Source organism: Prolixibacter sp. NT017, assembly GCF_009617875.1.
Lineage (GTDB): Bacteria > Bacteroidota > Bacteroidia > Bacteroidales > Prolixibacteraceae > Prolixibacter.
Genome location: NZ_BLAV01000001.1, coordinates 232,915 through 248,054 on the forward strand (window position 1 = coordinate 232,915; position 15,140 = coordinate 248,054).

General features: G+C 43.3%; 13 protein-coding genes. 6 read left to right on the forward strand and 7 right to left on the reverse strand.

What is annotated here, in order from left to right:
• Positions 1–255: 255 nt before the first annotated feature.
• Together GJU87_RS00890 and GJU87_RS00895 are read left to right on the forward strand one after the other, a co-directional pair.
• Positions 256–2,445: an ATP-binding protein gene (locus GJU87_RS00890; protein WP_153637793.1), complete on the forward strand. Its 2,190-nt coding sequence runs from the start codon at positions 256–258 to the stop codon at positions 2,443–2,445.
• Between the two features lie 119 nt (positions 2,446–2,564).
• Entirely contained in the window at positions 2,565–4,058 is a 1,494-nt protein-coding gene (locus tag GJU87_RS00895) for an IMP dehydrogenase (RefSeq protein WP_153637794.1), read from the forward strand.
• A gap of 90 nt (positions 4,059–4,148) precedes the next feature.
• Here the strand turns inward: GJU87_RS00895 and rlmD are convergent, their stop codons facing one another.
• Positions 4,149–5,567: a 23S rRNA (uracil(1939)-C(5))-methyltransferase RlmD gene (gene rlmD, locus GJU87_RS00900; RefSeq protein WP_153637795.1), complete on the reverse strand. Its 1,419-nt coding sequence runs from the start codon at positions 5,565–5,567 to the stop codon at positions 4,149–4,151.
• 203 nt (positions 5,568–5,770) lie between these two features.
• Between rlmD and GJU87_RS00905 the strand changes: the two genes are divergently transcribed.
• Together GJU87_RS00905 and rlmB are read left to right on the forward strand one after the other, a co-directional pair.
• Positions 5,771–7,723: an ABC-F family ATP-binding cassette domain-containing protein gene (locus GJU87_RS00905; RefSeq protein ID WP_153637796.1), complete on the forward strand. Its 1,953-nt coding sequence runs from the start codon at positions 5,771–5,773 to the stop codon at positions 7,721–7,723.
• On the forward strand, positions 7,699–8,487 hold the full coding sequence (gene rlmB, locus GJU87_RS00910) for a 23S rRNA (guanosine(2251)-2'-O)-methyltransferase RlmB (protein ID WP_153637797.1): 789 nt from the start codon (positions 7,699–7,701) through the stop codon (positions 8,485–8,487). Before GJU87_RS00905 ends, rlmB begins: the two co-directional genes overlap by 25 nt.
• On the opposite strand, the gene GJU87_RS00915 is transcribed toward rlmB, so the two are convergent.
• Positions 8,484–8,954, reverse strand: coding sequence for an Lrp/AsnC family transcriptional regulator (locus GJU87_RS00915; protein WP_106542466.1), 471 nt, complete (start codon positions 8,952–8,954; stop codon positions 8,484–8,486). The genes rlmB and GJU87_RS00915 overlap by 4 nt on opposite strands.
• A gap of 338 nt (positions 8,955–9,292) precedes the next feature.
• Between GJU87_RS00915 and GJU87_RS00920 the strand changes: the two genes are divergently transcribed.
• Positions 9,293–10,489, forward strand: a complete 1,197-nt coding sequence (locus tag GJU87_RS00920) for a transglutaminase family protein (protein WP_153637798.1) — start codon at positions 9,293–9,295, stop codon at positions 10,487–10,489.
• A 78-nt stretch (positions 10,490–10,567) separates the two neighbouring features.
• Here GJU87_RS00920 and GJU87_RS00925 read toward each other — a convergent pair whose 3' ends face one another.
• From GJU87_RS00925 to GJU87_RS00940, 4 genes are all read right to left on the reverse strand, one after another.
• Positions 10,568–11,104, reverse strand: a complete 537-nt coding sequence (locus tag GJU87_RS00925; RefSeq protein ID WP_153637799.1) for a nitroreductase family protein — start codon at positions 11,102–11,104, stop codon at positions 10,568–10,570.
• Between the two features lie 117 nt (positions 11,105–11,221).
• Positions 11,222–11,701, reverse strand: a complete 480-nt coding sequence (locus GJU87_RS00930) for a hypothetical protein (RefSeq protein WP_106542463.1) — start codon at positions 11,699–11,701, stop codon at positions 11,222–11,224.
• A gap of 517 nt (positions 11,702–12,218) precedes the next feature.
• Positions 12,219–12,623 (reverse strand): hypothetical protein, encoded by a 405-nt coding sequence (locus tag GJU87_RS00935; protein ID WP_153637800.1) that lies wholly within the window; start codon positions 12,621–12,623, stop codon positions 12,219–12,221.
• Entirely contained in the window at positions 12,620–13,198 is a 579-nt protein-coding gene (locus GJU87_RS00940; RefSeq protein WP_153637801.1) for an RNA polymerase sigma factor, read from the reverse strand. Before GJU87_RS00940 ends, GJU87_RS00935 begins: the two co-directional genes overlap by 4 nt.
• Positions 13,199–13,404: 206 nt before the next feature.
• Between GJU87_RS00940 and GJU87_RS00945 the strand changes: the two genes are divergently transcribed.
• On the forward strand, positions 13,405–13,746 hold the full coding sequence (locus GJU87_RS00945) for a DUF6249 domain-containing protein (RefSeq protein WP_106542460.1): 342 nt from the start codon (positions 13,405–13,407) through the stop codon (positions 13,744–13,746).
• Positions 13,747–13,824: 78 nt separating this feature from the next.
• Here GJU87_RS00945 and GJU87_RS00950 read toward each other — a convergent pair whose 3' ends face one another.
• On the reverse strand, positions 13,825–15,102 hold the full coding sequence (locus GJU87_RS00950) for a M64 family metallopeptidase (protein WP_153637802.1): 1,278 nt from the start codon (positions 15,100–15,102) through the stop codon (positions 13,825–13,827).
• Between the last annotated feature and the right edge of the window lie 38 nt (positions 15,103–15,140).

The window sequence follows — 15,140 nt, forward strand, 5'->3', positions numbered from 1 at the left end:
AAATTTATACGAATCATCGTTTTCCCTTTACCTGTATGCGGAATATCTTATGGCAGGCTGATTAATTTCGGTTTAAAGTAGAAAGGTTGTTATATCAACACTTTAAATATTAGGAAAATATTGGAGAGGAGACATTATAAAACTGTACATTCATTTTCGGTAACCAGAGTTATTGTTGGGATTCTTTTACTCATTGTTTCGGGATGCCATTCTAAAGATGTAAGTGAACAAAATAGGCAGCAACCTCGGGGTGAGTTGCGTGCGCTTGTTACGAAGTATGACAAGTATCTGACTATTGCTTACGACTCATCACGGGTGATTTTGCCCGAGCTATTGGGTAAAATTGACTCGGTGTCAAAAGTGACTCCAGACTCTGTGGTGTCGGTAATGGCGCATGTAGCAGGGCAGGAAGCTGTGAAAGGTAATATCTACCTGGCTGATAGTTTGTCAGAGCTGGCAGGAACTTATGCTTTGCAGCTGAATGATTCTTCCCTGCTGGCAGTGGTTCTGAATGCGAAAGGCAAGATCATGCAGATAAAAGGTCGCCGGGACTCTGCATTTTACTACTATAGTAAGTCATTGCATATCGCACAGTTACGGCATGATTCGATTGCTGCATTACCTGCTATGATTAATTTAGGAAATGCGATGATTGACCGGCATAATTCCGAGACTGGAATCAATTACCTTAAAGAGGCTCTGGAGATTGCCAGGAAGAGGAAAAATAAGAAATACATGGCGGTATTGTATAATAACCTCGGGAAGGCATTTGATATTCGGGGAAATTATTCGATGGCGCTGCAGTATTATCGTGCTGCTCTCGATACTCTCGAGAGAATGAAGAGCAAAGAGTACTACCTTGAACCACTAAACAACCTGGCCAATATTTATCTCTATTTGGGCAACGATTCATTGGCCATGAAATATTACCAGAAGGTAGGCAAGTTGGCTGATTCGCTCAACTATCAAAGCATGCAGGCTACTGCACTTATCAATATTGGTAATTTATATTATGAGAATAATGAAAATGATAAAGCCTTAAAATACACAAAGGCAGCAAATGCACTCCTCGGGGGACAATACGAATCTTATCTACATTCCATTATATACCTGAATCTTGGCTTAATACACCGAAATCTGGGGAACGCCAAAGTTTCCTACAAAGAAATTAGCAAGTCAATTGAGCTGGCGCGCAAGTTTCATATTTACGATGTACTTGGTGAGGGATGTATGGAGATGGCCCGGTACTACGAAAATCACAATCAATTTCATCTGGCTGCCAAATATGCGAATGAAGCGTATCAGCTTGCTGTCAATAATAACATGTTGAACCTCTTACCCGAAACCAGCAAGCTGATTGCTGATAACTATCGGGCGGCAGGGAACACAGGCAAGGCGTTGAAATTCTATGATTTGTACAGTAAGTATAACGCTCAGTATCAGGACACCATCAATAATAAGACAACGCGTAATTTTGCTTTCCTTTATGAATTACAGAAAAAGGAAACGGCCAATAAAATCCTGATGCAGCGTCAGCAGCTTGACAAACAGGTGCTGACTAATGTCCGTCTGAAGCTGGAACAACAGCGAATACTGATTTTTCTGTCGATTATTACCATCATCAGCGTACTGCTGATATCCATTCTCTTGTACTATCGTTCCCGGTTAAAATCGAGACTGAACAACGCGCTGATTTCAAATAATAACGAAATAACAGAGCAAAATAAGTTACTCGAAAAGGAGAATGCCTTCAAGAATAAACTCATCTCAATTATTTCGCATGATATCAAAAGTCCGATGATGTCGCTCTATAATATTTTGGAATTGCTTTCCGTCGATGAATTGTCGGAAGAAGAGAAGCGCGAACTCATTCGGGATAATATACAGCTGACCGACAGGGCGTTGAATATGGTAGAAGATCTCCTGTCATGGACACGGCAGCAGCTGAATACAACAACTGTGCATTATACAACGATTAATGTGTATGATTTGGGTAACGAAATCATCACATTCTTTCAGCCTGATGCCCGGGAAATGAATATCAATCTGGTGAATGCCTGTTCACCTGAAACTACAGTTTACAGTGATTACCAAATGTTGAAGATGGTCATTCGCAATCTGTTTTCCAATGCTTTGAAATTTACCCCATCGGGCGGTTATATTGAGATGGGAGTTTCGAAAACCAATGGCCATGTTATTTTATATGTCACCGATACAGGTGTCGGAATCAAACCAGAAGACCAATATAAAATCTTCAGCGAAGAGAAGTATTTTACCACCAATGGTGTTCGGGGTGAACGTGGAAACGGACTAGGCCTGAAGCTTTGCCGAAATTTCGTGGAAAAAAGTGGTGGCAAAATATGGCTGGAGAGCAAGGCTGGTAAAGGTTCTACTTTCTTTATCGAAATCAAGCGAGCCAGCAATTCTCCTTCCGTTCAGAAATAATTGTCAGCTTTAGCGGTATCGAAATCATATCAATATTTTGTAATTTAAGACTGGGCTGGTTACCTTTGCGAAATTTTTCAAAGCAATAGCGTGCATTAACACACAACAATCCAATCGATATGGCCCAGTATTATAACGAAGTATCCCGGACATTTAACGAGTACCTCCTGATTCCCGGACTCACAACGAAAGAGTGTACTCCCAATAATGTTTCGCTGAACGCTCCACTGGTCAAGTACCGGAAAGGAGAAACGCCTTCTCTCCAACTGAATATCCCGTTTGTTTCAGCCATTATGCAGTCGGTTTCCGACCATAACCTGGCAATTGCGCTGGCGCGGAATGGAGGCTTGTCCTTCATTTTTGGTTCTCAGCCGATTGATACGCAAGCTGAAATGGTGCGGAGAGTGAAAAAATTCAAAGCTGGTTTCGTGATAAGTGACTCAAATCTCACTCCCAAACATACGCTGGCTGATATTATTGCATTGAAGAGAAGAACCGGTCACTCTACGGTAGGAATTACCAACGATGGAACTCCTAACGGCGTTCTGATGGGAGTTGTGACCAGTCGCGATTATCGCGTTTCCAGAGACAGTCTCGACAAACCGGTAAAAGAGTTTATGACTCCGTTTTCAGATTTATTTGTCGGTAAATTGGGGATTTCGCTGAACGAAGCCAATGATATTATCTGGGACAACAAGTTGAATAGTCTTCCGATTATCGATGAAAATCAAAAGCTGCAGTACTTCGTATTCCGTAAGGATTATGACGATCATAAGGATAATCCCAACGAATTGTCAGACAGCAGTAAAAAGTTGATGGTCGGTGCCGGTATCAATACCCGTGATTATAAGGAACGGGTTCCTGCTCTTCTCGAAGCTGGTGTCGATGTGATGTGTATTGATTCATCCGACGGTTTCTCCGAGTGGCAGGGTGAAACGCTTCAATACATTAAGAAGACGTACGGCGACGATGTAAAGGTGGGAGCCGGAAACGTGGTCGATAAAGAAGGTTTCCGTTATTTAGTAGAAGCTGGCGCTGATTTCGTGAAAGTTGGAATCGGTGGCGGCTCGATTTGTATTACCCGCGAAACAAAAGGAATTGGTCGTGGCCAGGCAACGGCATTGATTGAAGTTGCTGAAGCCCGCGATGAGTATTTCCGGGAAACCGGTATTTACGTCCCGATTAGTAGTGACGGCGGCATTGTGCACGATTATCACATGGTATTGGCGCTGGCTATGGGAGCTGACTTCCTGATGATGGGACGCTACTTCGCCCGCTTCGACGAAAGTCCGACCCGTAAGTTGAAAATAGGTAGCAACTACATGAAGGAATACTGGGGCGAAGGGTCGAACCGTGCCCGCAACTGGCAGCGTTACGATATGGGCGGCAGTGAAAACCTGAAGTTCGAGGAAGGCGTTGACAGCTACGTGCCGTATGCCGGAAAACTGAAGGACAACCTGGATATTACCCTGGGAAAAATCAAATCGACCATGTGCAGCTGCGGTGTTTTGTCGGTGAAAGAGTTGCAGGAAAATGGTAAGATTACATTGGTTTCATCGACCAGTATTGTGGAAGGTGGTGCGCACGATGTGGTTTTGAAAGATCAATCGTAGTGATTTAACGATATGCGAAAAACGCCGGTCAGGAGCTTCGATGCTTCCAACCGGCGTTTTTTATTTTATCCCGCTTAGCTGAAAATTACCTCATTCGCTTTCCCGTTTTTCGAGCAATACCACATTTTCCACGTGGTGTGTATGAGGAAACATATCGACGGGCTGAACTTTTACCACTTTATATTCGTCATCGAGCAGGTTCAGGTCGCGTGCCTGTGTGGCGGGGTTGCAACTCACGTACACAATTTTTTTCGGCGCTGCCTGAAGAATCACTTTTATCACATCGTCGTGCATGCCGGCGCGTGGCGGGTCGGTGATGATAACATCCGGCTGTCCATTTTGCTCGACAAATTCCGGCGTTAAGATGGCTTTCATATCTCCCGCAAAAAACGATGTATTCTGAATGTCGTTCAGTTCCGAATTCACTTTTGCATCTTCTATGGCTTCCGGCACATATTCGATTCCAACTACTTTCTTCGCTTTCCCTGCTACGAAATTGGCTATGGTTCCCGTTCCGGTGTACAGGTCGTAAACTACTTCGTCTCCCGAAAGGGAAGCATAGTCGCGGGCAATTTTGTACAGTTCGTATGCCTGCTCCGAATTGGTTTGGTAGAACGATTTTGGTCCGATTTTGAACCGTAAACCTTCCATCTCTTCGAAAATGTGATCACGTCCCGAATAGCAGATAATTTCCTGGTCGGTGATCGTATCGTTGGCTTTCTCGTTAATCACGTACATCAGCGAAGTGATTTCCGGGAACTTCGTTTTTACATGTTCCAGCAAAGCAACTCGTTTTTCTTCACTTTCGTGGAAGAAGGAGACAATGACCATTAGCTCGCCGGTACTGGCTGTGCGGATGATCAGATTACGCAAAAAGCCTTCCTGGTTTCGGATATCGAAAAAGGAGAGGTCGTTCTGCAAGGCATAAGCTCTGATTTCATTCCGGATGGCGTTGGAAGATTCGGTCTGAAGCCAGCATTTTTCAATGTCCAGCACTTTATCGAACATTCCGGGAATATGAAATCCCAGCGCATTCATGTTTTCAAAAGTCTTTTCCGTATCAACTTCTTCCTGCGTAAGCCAGCGTTTGTTCGAGAAGGTAAATTCCAGCTTGTTCCGGTAGAAAGTGGTTTTTTCCGAGCCTTTGATGGGTGTAATTTCAGGTAATTCAACATGTCCGATACGCCTCAGCTGATCGGTGACTTGTTTTTCTTTATAGAAAAGTTGTTTGTCGTATGGTAAGAATTGCCATTTACAGCCGCCACAGGTGCCAAAATGCTGGCAAAAAGCTTCGGTGCGTTCGTCGGAATATTCGTGAATATTGACCACCCGCGCTTCCATGAAACGGCGCTTCTTTTTGAATACCTGCAAATCGACCACGTCGCCGGGAACTACATGCGTGGTAAAAATAACCACATCATCCACTTTCGCAATTGCTTTTCCTTCAGCTCCTACATCCGCAATGGTTACCTTTTCGTAAAGCGGTAACGGCTTTCTTCTTCTGCCCAAAATCTTCGGTTTTAAATTTTCCCAAAGATATAAATTCATCGGGTACTGTGAGCGCTTATTGTAATCGACCAAAAGGTTTGATTTTGAGTGGGTAATTTCTTGCAGGGAGAGAACAAAAACCGTGGTTGATAATCCGAACCAACCAATGGGAGCCCTGTAAATTCTGTTATCTTTGTCCCAATTTTAGAAGAAGCAGTGTTTTTATGATTTCAGTCGAAGATCTACACCTCGAATTTGGTGGATTTGAATTATTCAAGCAGATAAGTTTTGTCGTGAATCCGCGGGACCGGATTGGTCTGGTTGGACGAAATGGTGCCGGTAAATCGACACTGCTGAAAATTTTCTCCGGGCAAATGCAACCCAGCTCCGGCAGGGTGGTAAAACCGGGAGATTTTCGCATTGGCTATTTACCGCAGCACATGGTGACAGCCGATGGAAAAACGGTGATGGAAGAAGCGGTTACGGCCTTCGATGAAATCGTAGGACTGGAAAAACGTATCGAGCATCTGAATCATCAGTTGGCTACCCGCGAAGATTATGAGTCGGAGGGGTACCACAAAATCATCGAGGAAGTTACCGAAGCGAATGACCGTTTTCAACTGCTGGGAGGTGGTAATTTTCATGCCGATATTGAGCAAACGCTGGTTGGTCTCGGATTTAAACGTTCGGATTTCAATCGACAAACTACGGAGTTTTCCGGAGGTTGGCGAATGCGTATCGAACTTGCTAAGATTTTGCTGGCTAAGCCGAATGTCTTTCTGCTCGATGAGCCGACGAACCACCTGGATATCGAATCGATTCAATGGCTGGAGAATTTCCTGAAAGATTACGCCGGTGCAGTTGTGTTGGTTTCACACGACCGCGCATTTCTCGATAATGTGACCAACCGGACGGTGGAAATCTCGCTGGGAAATGTGTACGATTACAAAGTCAGTTACTCGAAATATGTTGAGTTGCGCAAAGAGCGCCGCGAACAGCAGATGGCCGCTTACCGCAATCAGCAAAAAATGATTCAGGACACAGAAGACTTTATCGAGCGTTTTCGCTACAAGGCAACCAAAGCGGTCCAGGTGCAGTCACGCATCAAGCAGCTGGAAAAGATCGACCGCATCGAAATCGACGAAGAGGATGTTCGTTCGCTGAATATTAAGTTTCCGCCGTCGCCTCGTTCCGGTACCGTGGTTTTCGAGGCAAAGCAGATGAGCAAAAGTTACGGTGATAACCTGGTGTTGAAAGATGTTGATTTGACCATCGAGCGGGGGAACCGCGTGGCCTTTGTCGGGAAAAACGGCGAAGGGAAAACCACGCTGGCGCGGATCATCATGCAGGAACTGGAGTTTACCGGTCATGCCAAGTTGGGACATAATGTGAAAATCGGATATTTTGCCCAGAACCAGGCTTCTTTGCTGGATGAGAGTGCTACGGCATTCGATATCATCGACCGGATTGCTGTTGGTGATGTCCGGACGAAAATCCGGGATATTCTAGGCGCCTTCATGTTCAGCGGCGAAGATGTCGATAAGAAAGTGAAGGTGCTTTCCGGTGGTGAACGCTCTCGCTTAGCGATGATTCGTTTGTTGCTGGAACCGGTGAACTTCCTGGTACTCGATGAGCCGACGAACCACCTGGATATGCACTCGAAAGATATCCTGAAACAAGCGCTTCAGGATTACGATGGAACCTTGTTACTCGTTTCGCATGACCGTGAATTTCTAGATGGTCTGGTGGATGTGGTTTACGAGTTTCGTGATAAGAAAGTGAAGCAGCATCTTGGCGGTATTTATGAATTCCTCCGTCGGAAGAAGATGGATTCGCTGAAAGAATTAGAGAGGAAGAACAATCAGCCTGCACAGCCGGTCGTTGAAAAAGAAGAACCGAAAAATGATGGTCCCGAACTTAGTTACGAGGAACGGAAAGAAGTAAATCGGACCATTTCGCGTCTGGAAAAACAACTAAGCGAAGCAGAGTCGAAAATTACTTCGCTGGAAACCGAGATTGAAGAGATGGACGGGCGGTTAGCTAATCCTGATAATGAAGATATGGAGCAATTGCTCTCAACTTATTCCCGGAAAAAGGAAGATCTGGATAAAGAGATGGAAAACTGGGAGAAAACAACAGAAGAACTGGAAGAATGGAACGCAAAAAAAACGTGGTAAGACATCATCGTGCCCCAATCGATAAAAGCACTTACGTGTTTGGCACACGCGCTGTTATCGAAGCGATTAAATCAGGCAAAGAAATTGAGAAAATCCTGGTAAGAAAGGGACTCTCCAACGAGTTATCACGTGAGTTGTTCTCTCTGGTCCGGGAGATGGATATTCCGGTTCAGAACGTTCCGGTTGAACGGATTGATCGTATTACCCGGAAGAACCATCAGGGAGTTTTGGCATTCCTTTCGCCGATTACTTATCAGAAGCTCGAAAATATTATTCCCGGAATCTACGAAAAAGGCGAAGTTCCGCTGCTATTGGTACTCGATAAAATTTCAGATGTTCGGAATTTTGGAGCCATTGCTCGCTCGGCTGAGGTGGCCGGAGCTCATGCCATTGTTGTTCCTGAAAAAGGCGCGGCGCAGGTAAATGCCGATGCGCTGAAAACATCGGCCGGTGCTTTGAATATGATTCCGGTTTGCCGGGTGAAAAGTCTGCGTGAAACCATTGTGTTTCTTCAGGAAAGCGGTTTACGCATTCTGGCTGCGACCGAAAAGGGTGACAAAAATTATTTCGAAACTTCAATGCAGGAACCGACGGCCATTCTTATGGGAGCCGAGGACAAAGGCATTGAACCTGAATTATTGAAGCTTGCAGATGAGTGGGTGAAAATTCCGCAATTCGGGCAGATTGCTTCGCTGAACGTTTCGGTAGCGGCTTCGGTGTTAATTTTCGAAGCTGTTCGCCAGCGCATGCAGGCAAGTTCCTAATCCTTATAAATAGGAACTTGTCGGTTGAATGTCTCTTCCAGCGAAATAAAGGTTTCTGTACTGGTAATTCCGGAAATTCGTTGGATCTTATCGTTCAGAATTTCTTTCAGATGCTCGTTATTCCGGGCATAAACCTTAGCGAAAATCGCGTACTGACCTGTGGTATAATGACACTCAACAATTTCGCGAATCGACATTAATTCCCGGGCAACTTTATGGTATAACTCTCCTTTGTCCAGGAAAATTCCAATATACGTACAGGTGTGGTAATCTACTTTCTTCGGATCGATATTGTAACCTGACCCGGTGATGACCTGCATCTCAATCATTCGATTGACCCGTTGGTGCACAGCCGCACGGGAGATTCCGCATTCAGCAGCAACATCCTTAAAGGGTATACGGGCATTTTGACTGATAATATCCAGTATTTTCAGATCGATTTCGTCGAGATGGTGTTTATGTGTCATGGTCGCTAATTTTTCCTTCTTCAAAAATAAGATAAATGTTTATAAACCTTCAATAAACAATTCTTATTTGTCGTCATTTGTAACAATTCTTAACTTTTTGTCAGCTAAAACAGTTATTTGATTTCGGTAGAAAACCTTGTATTATTAAAAAATACATTAACTCAACTCTTCCTTTTTACTTAAAGACATGGAGTGACAAGCAAAATTAACTGCGTGGATTTGGATTCAATATGAATTAAGCTCTTCTGAAAACCAGAGCATTATTGTTTCAGCAAATATTTTGCGAGGCAGGTAAAAATATCTTAATTCGTGAAAATATTATTTAGTTAAGCATATCGATGTATCGAATACTAATCATCCTACTACTTGCCGGTTTTACTACTTCTTGCCATGATTCATGGCATCGTGACCTGAGCAAACAAGAGAGACTGCTCGTTCGTAAGGCCCTTTGGAAAGCGGACGATAACAGAAATGAATTGAAAATCGCGCTGAAAGATGCGAGCCATGATGAAAAGCTGGCAATGGCTTTCCTGATTGGTTATATGCCTGAGCGTGATTTGAAATGTCTTTCCGCTGAGTTTTTGATGAAGAACGTGGACAAAGCTTTTAAGGCCCGGGATAAATTCAAATGGTGCGCTGCATTACCCGATTCCATTTTTTATAACGACGTTCTGCCCTACGCTGTTCTTTCAGAAAAGCGCCAGTGTTGGCGGGAGGATTTTTACAACTGGTTTATGCCTTCGGTCAAGAAGGCTCCGGATATTCGGGCTGCGATTGACAGCGTAAATCTTCATGTGAAAGATATTCTGAAAGTGGAATATAATATCAAACGGAAAAAAGTCGATCAGGCGCCTTATGAATCGATTCAGCAGGGAATGGCGACTTGTACTGGTCTCTCCATCTTGCTTGTCGACGCATTTCGCTCGGTAGGAATTCCTGCGCGTATTGCTGGTACACCCATGTGGACAAACATGCGCGGCAATCACACCTGGGTAGAAGTTTGGATTGACGGGAAATGGTACTTTACCGAGTATTATATGGATGCGCTTAACAAAAGCTGGTTTCTGTCCGATGCGGGGAAAGCAGATCCGGAACAACCCGAGCATCGCATTTACGCTACATCGTACAAGCCTACCGGGATGGTTTATCCGTTGGTGTGGGACGAGCAGGCGACCTATGTACACGGCGTTGATGTGACCCAACGTTACATCGATTTGTACCGCAAGCAAATGGCTAATAAACAATTGGAAAAAGATGAGTTGTGGGTAAGGATTGTATTGCTGAAGGACCCGAAAGCAGCCGAAGATGATAGTAATAACCGGGTGCATGAAAAAATAACGGTTACCCAAAATGGAGAGCAGGTCGACTTTGGCTTCTCTCCGTCGCCAACTGATGATATGAATCGGCTTTTGCCTTTTCGTTTGAAGAAAGAAACAACTTACCAGTTTGAATATATGGGGAAAGACAGCACGTTGGTGAAAAAGACCCTGACTACAGGTACAGGTGCCCACGAAATGCTGCGCTTATATATGTAAGTAGAAAATATGCTCCGATAGAATAGAAAAAGAGAAGTCAGTTTTGGCTTCTCTTTTTCTTTGTAGGAAAAATGTTTTTTAGAATTTCATCTTCGAATCGTAGCTGTTCTTTCTGACTTTTGACCAAATCAGATCTTCATCATCAAGAGGCGTTCTTTCCTGCCCTTTGTATCCAATCCCAATAATGGAGAGAACTTCCATATCAGCCGGAATATCAAAATGGCGCCTCAAATACTGGGCTGCACTAATTTCCTCGTCGTGTGAGCGGTTGCGAACCTGCACCCAGCACGAACCCAATCCAAGTGACTCTGCTTCCACTTGAATGAGTGTCGACGCAATGGAGCAGTCTTCAACCCAAACATCACTCTTCCCGGGCGCACCCAAAATGATGATAGCTAATGGAGCATTGGCCAGAAAAGATGAACCATGAGGCTTCGTATAAGCCATGGCTTTTAGTTGGTCGGCGTCGTCGACAAGCAGAAATTCCCAGGGACGATTATTTTTCGAAGACGGTGCCAGTAAACCGGCGGTGATGAGTTGTTTAACTTTTTCAACTTCAACCGGTTTGTCGAGAAATTTTCTCGTACTGCGACGGTGGTAAAGTAGGTCGAGCATAGACGTTTTATTTTCAACAAAATTATAACCTTTCTGACAATTGTGGATGCGGTCCGAACATAAAAAAAGCCTTCCGGTTACCGGAAGGCTTTACATCGTTTAATCCTGTGTGAATACTTACTGTAAAATGTGCTTGTAATTGTTGTTTACCAACTCAGGCAGGTATGCTGCAATGAGACTGAGCGCTGTTTGATCGTCTACAGGTTCTGAACTGATAATGCGTTGCTGTTTAACGGCTGCCAGGTTAATAACGTTGTCGCGAATAGCGCTGGGTACATGAGCCTCAGAATTTTTAATCAGGCGTGCTCCAAAACCTTTCTTTGAAGATACATAACGTACCTCGAGGAATTTACCACGAACGATGTACTGAGTTACACCTTTCTCAACCGATTTTACAATTTTAATACTGTTAGCTGAATTGGAATATTCCAGGTTCCATACATCGGTATGGCTGGTTCCCATATTTTCAACAGCGGTGATTTTGAAATCATTCAAATCATTGCTGTTTTCATTACCAATGGCAAATGTACTATTGCTGAAGAGTGATATAACCAATGCCATGATTGTAATTGCGAAATATTGCTTCAAGTTTTTCATGACTTAGAATTTTTAGTGTGTGTTTAACTGGTTTTAAATTGTAATTGATGATGCAAATCAACTACTTTTTTTGAATTCCGCAATCGCTTTTTGAAAGGGAAAATGCCATTGATGAGTGTTGCAAAAATGTGTCTGCTTTATCTTTTAAATTAGGCAATTCAGGTTTTCTATTTCTTGGAAGTGTTTGGTGGATTTTTGATTTCGGTTATATTCGGTTTTGTATGTTTAAGTAATAAATTGAAAGTTGCATGTTGTACAGCATAAAAGTAAGCTTTAATTCATGTAATGGTCAATAAATCAATATATGAACATGTATTACAACTATGCTAAAACGGAGAATTGACTTCACGAAGATTGAAATAGAAACGCTTTTGGTTATGAATTAAAAGTGAAAGTGGTGTTTTTGGTGGTTTTTTGACTAATCAGACATCAATTGAAAAGGCCTTTAACCATTGGGCATAAAAAAATCCTTCATTTTAAAACGAAGGATTTCTCATTTATGATGGATTGTATTTGTTTAATTGTGTCGTGCCATTCGGGTATAAAGCTGGTCGAAGAACCAAAGGGCAATAATACTGAGTGCTCCAACACCGACAGCCGGCGAAATTCGGTTCAGTTTCTCAAAGAAGTCAGCAATAAATGTCCAAATATATTCCAGGTTGATGCCGGCAACCGTTTGCGAATCAACTGTTGAATCAGCAACGCCCATGGCATTTTTCAACATGAAAAGCACAATGATTAGCAGGAAGAAGAAAATTCCAACAATCCACCAGGCTTTTCGACCAATGATCGGTTTGTAAGCCGTTGGATTTTTTGACCACTCCGTCATAATCTCCTGCATGACTTTCCGATTGAAATCTCCGGGGGCTTTCTCCTCCGGTATTTCATGGAACCACTCCTGTAATTTGTCGTCGGTGCTCATAATATCGAAATTATCTCGTCCTTCAAAATACCCTTCAATAACTCAAAAAGTTTTTTTCGTCCCCGGTGAAGTTTCACCTTCACATTCGACTCGGTAAAATTAGTTACCTCAGTTATTTCAATAACCGATAGCTCGTCGAAGTAAAACATCACCAGCAGACCGCGATCTTCGGGAGCCATTTTATTCAGTGCTGCCTGAAGATATTGTTGTCTTTCTTCTGAACTTAAACGACTCAAAGCCGTTTCGGTTTCTTCTACTTCCCTGTCAGTGATTCGAACGTCTTCGAGACTGACATCTCTTTTATTTTGCGATGAACGAAGTCTTGAAATGGCATTGTTATAAACAATCCGGTAAAACCAGGTTTTGAATGCAGCGCCACCTTTAAACGATGGCAAGGCACGATAGGCTTTTATAAAGGCATCCTGTGCCGCTTCCTCCGCCTCTTCTCTGTTGAGCAATATCTTCAGAGAAACATGAAAAGCTAAGTCTTTGTACTTTTCAACCAGGTGAGAAAACGAACCGGGATCGCCATTTAAAATTTCCCGGATGTAATATTCGTCTTTGTTGGTTACCATTTCTGACCTATTAGACGATGCCCAATGTAGATTCGTTACACGTTACCAGATAAATTTACAATAAAGACTCCAAAAATGTAACCAACGTTGTGTAATATCTTTTTTAAGAATGGGTTTCAGATGTCAAAAAAAATGAAGTGAATGTGTAACCTGTTGAAAATCCCCGGCGTCAAAAGGGCAGAATGTTGAATTAAAAATCATGTGTTATGGCACCATTTGTTGTATCGATATTAGTTCCGATTGGCTTTTTTGCCATGTTATTCGGAATTCTTTACGTGTACTATTCTACACGTAATCGTGAGCGTCTGGCGATGATTGAAAAAGGAGCTGATGCTTCCTTGTTTCAAAATCCCGATCGAGTTTCCAATATATTCAAGTGGGGAATGTTTATGGTCGGTATCGCAGTGGGAATCATTTTGGCATCGGCTTTATCTTCTGCGAATGTTTTAGCTGAAGAAGTTGCTTATCCTTCCATGATCTTCCTTTTTGGAGGCTTGTCACTTATCGTTGTTCATCTTATTGAACGGAAAAGAGAAACGAAAGAGTAAGAGGAGATTATAGCTGGTTGATGGACAAAAAAGGGCTGCAAATTACTGCAGCCCTTTTTTATTGCTATCGGAATACGATTATTTTGTGTACGTATCGATGACCCGGGTGATGGCCCTTTTACAAACAGGACAAAAACCTGATGCTTCGTTGGATTTCATCCGGCAGTCTTCGTACGGACTGTAAACTCCTTTACTCATATAACCTCCGCCTTCGAAAGCACCTACCTTATTATTGTATTCAGGAGTACGTGGTGTCGGAATTGGGGTGGAAGGAGCTACCATATCTTTCCATTTCTTTCCGAAATCGACCAGCGTAGTCAGATTTGGTTCCCATGGCTCCACTTTCAGATTGTAATAATCTTCGTACGCTACCGTCGACGTGTAATATTCATCGCCGAGTCCGGCAAATCCGTGACCGAATTCATGCACAAACACCAGTTTCGACAGGTTGTGGTCGGCCGTACAGACATTGATGAAATTGTAAAATCCACCTCCGCCGTATTTCATCGAGTTGACCAGCACAATTACCTGGTCGTAAGGAACGCATGCAGCGGCATCACAGACCGATTTCATATCGGTAGTGGTCAGGTAGCGTGGCACATCGAATGTGTAGAAGGTTGTATTGAAAGCGGTGTTTTTGTATACATGCTGTCCGGGAATATCGGTGCCGGAGTCAATCGACGGCGTTTCGACCGCATAAACATTGAATTTGCTTTTGTTTTCGGAGAACGGCGATACGGTGAATAGGTAATTGGTCATGCGCGTGGCATCGCGGACAAACTTGTCCATCTGGTCGGCCGTGTAACCTTCGGCTAAAATGGCAATGTCGACATGATTTTCCGGTTTGCCGGAATTCACAATATCAACGACTTTCTCTTTCTCCGGTGCTTCATTAATGATGAAATAGTTTTTCGGGTCGACATCGGTTTGGAAGACTGAAACAAATTTGCCGTCCCAGTTTCGTTGGTCAATTTCAAGCTTAACTTCATTTTGAGGAAACGGAAATCGGAGTACCTGGTAAAACGAACGCTCTTGTTTTTTGGCTTCCGGCGTAGTTTGCCATTCCTGGAAAAGGGGGGCAAAGCCACGGCTGAAAATTAATTTGCCGCTTTTTTTATCGAATACTCTGTAACGATAAGCTCCCAGGTTCAACGTATCAACCAAATAATCGTGGGAACCACTCCAGAACTTTTCCCGTTTAGTGGTAACCGGGAAAACATGAACTGTTTTGTTGTTTCCGGCCAGCAAATAATCAAAGCGAAGTGCGCCATCGGTAAAATATTGTCCGAATCGGGGAGAGGAAATAGCAGAAAAGGGCAATAATATGAAAAGTATGTTTATCAGGATGTTTTTCATGAAGGTATCTTTAGTTATTTTTGTTTTCGTGGACGGTA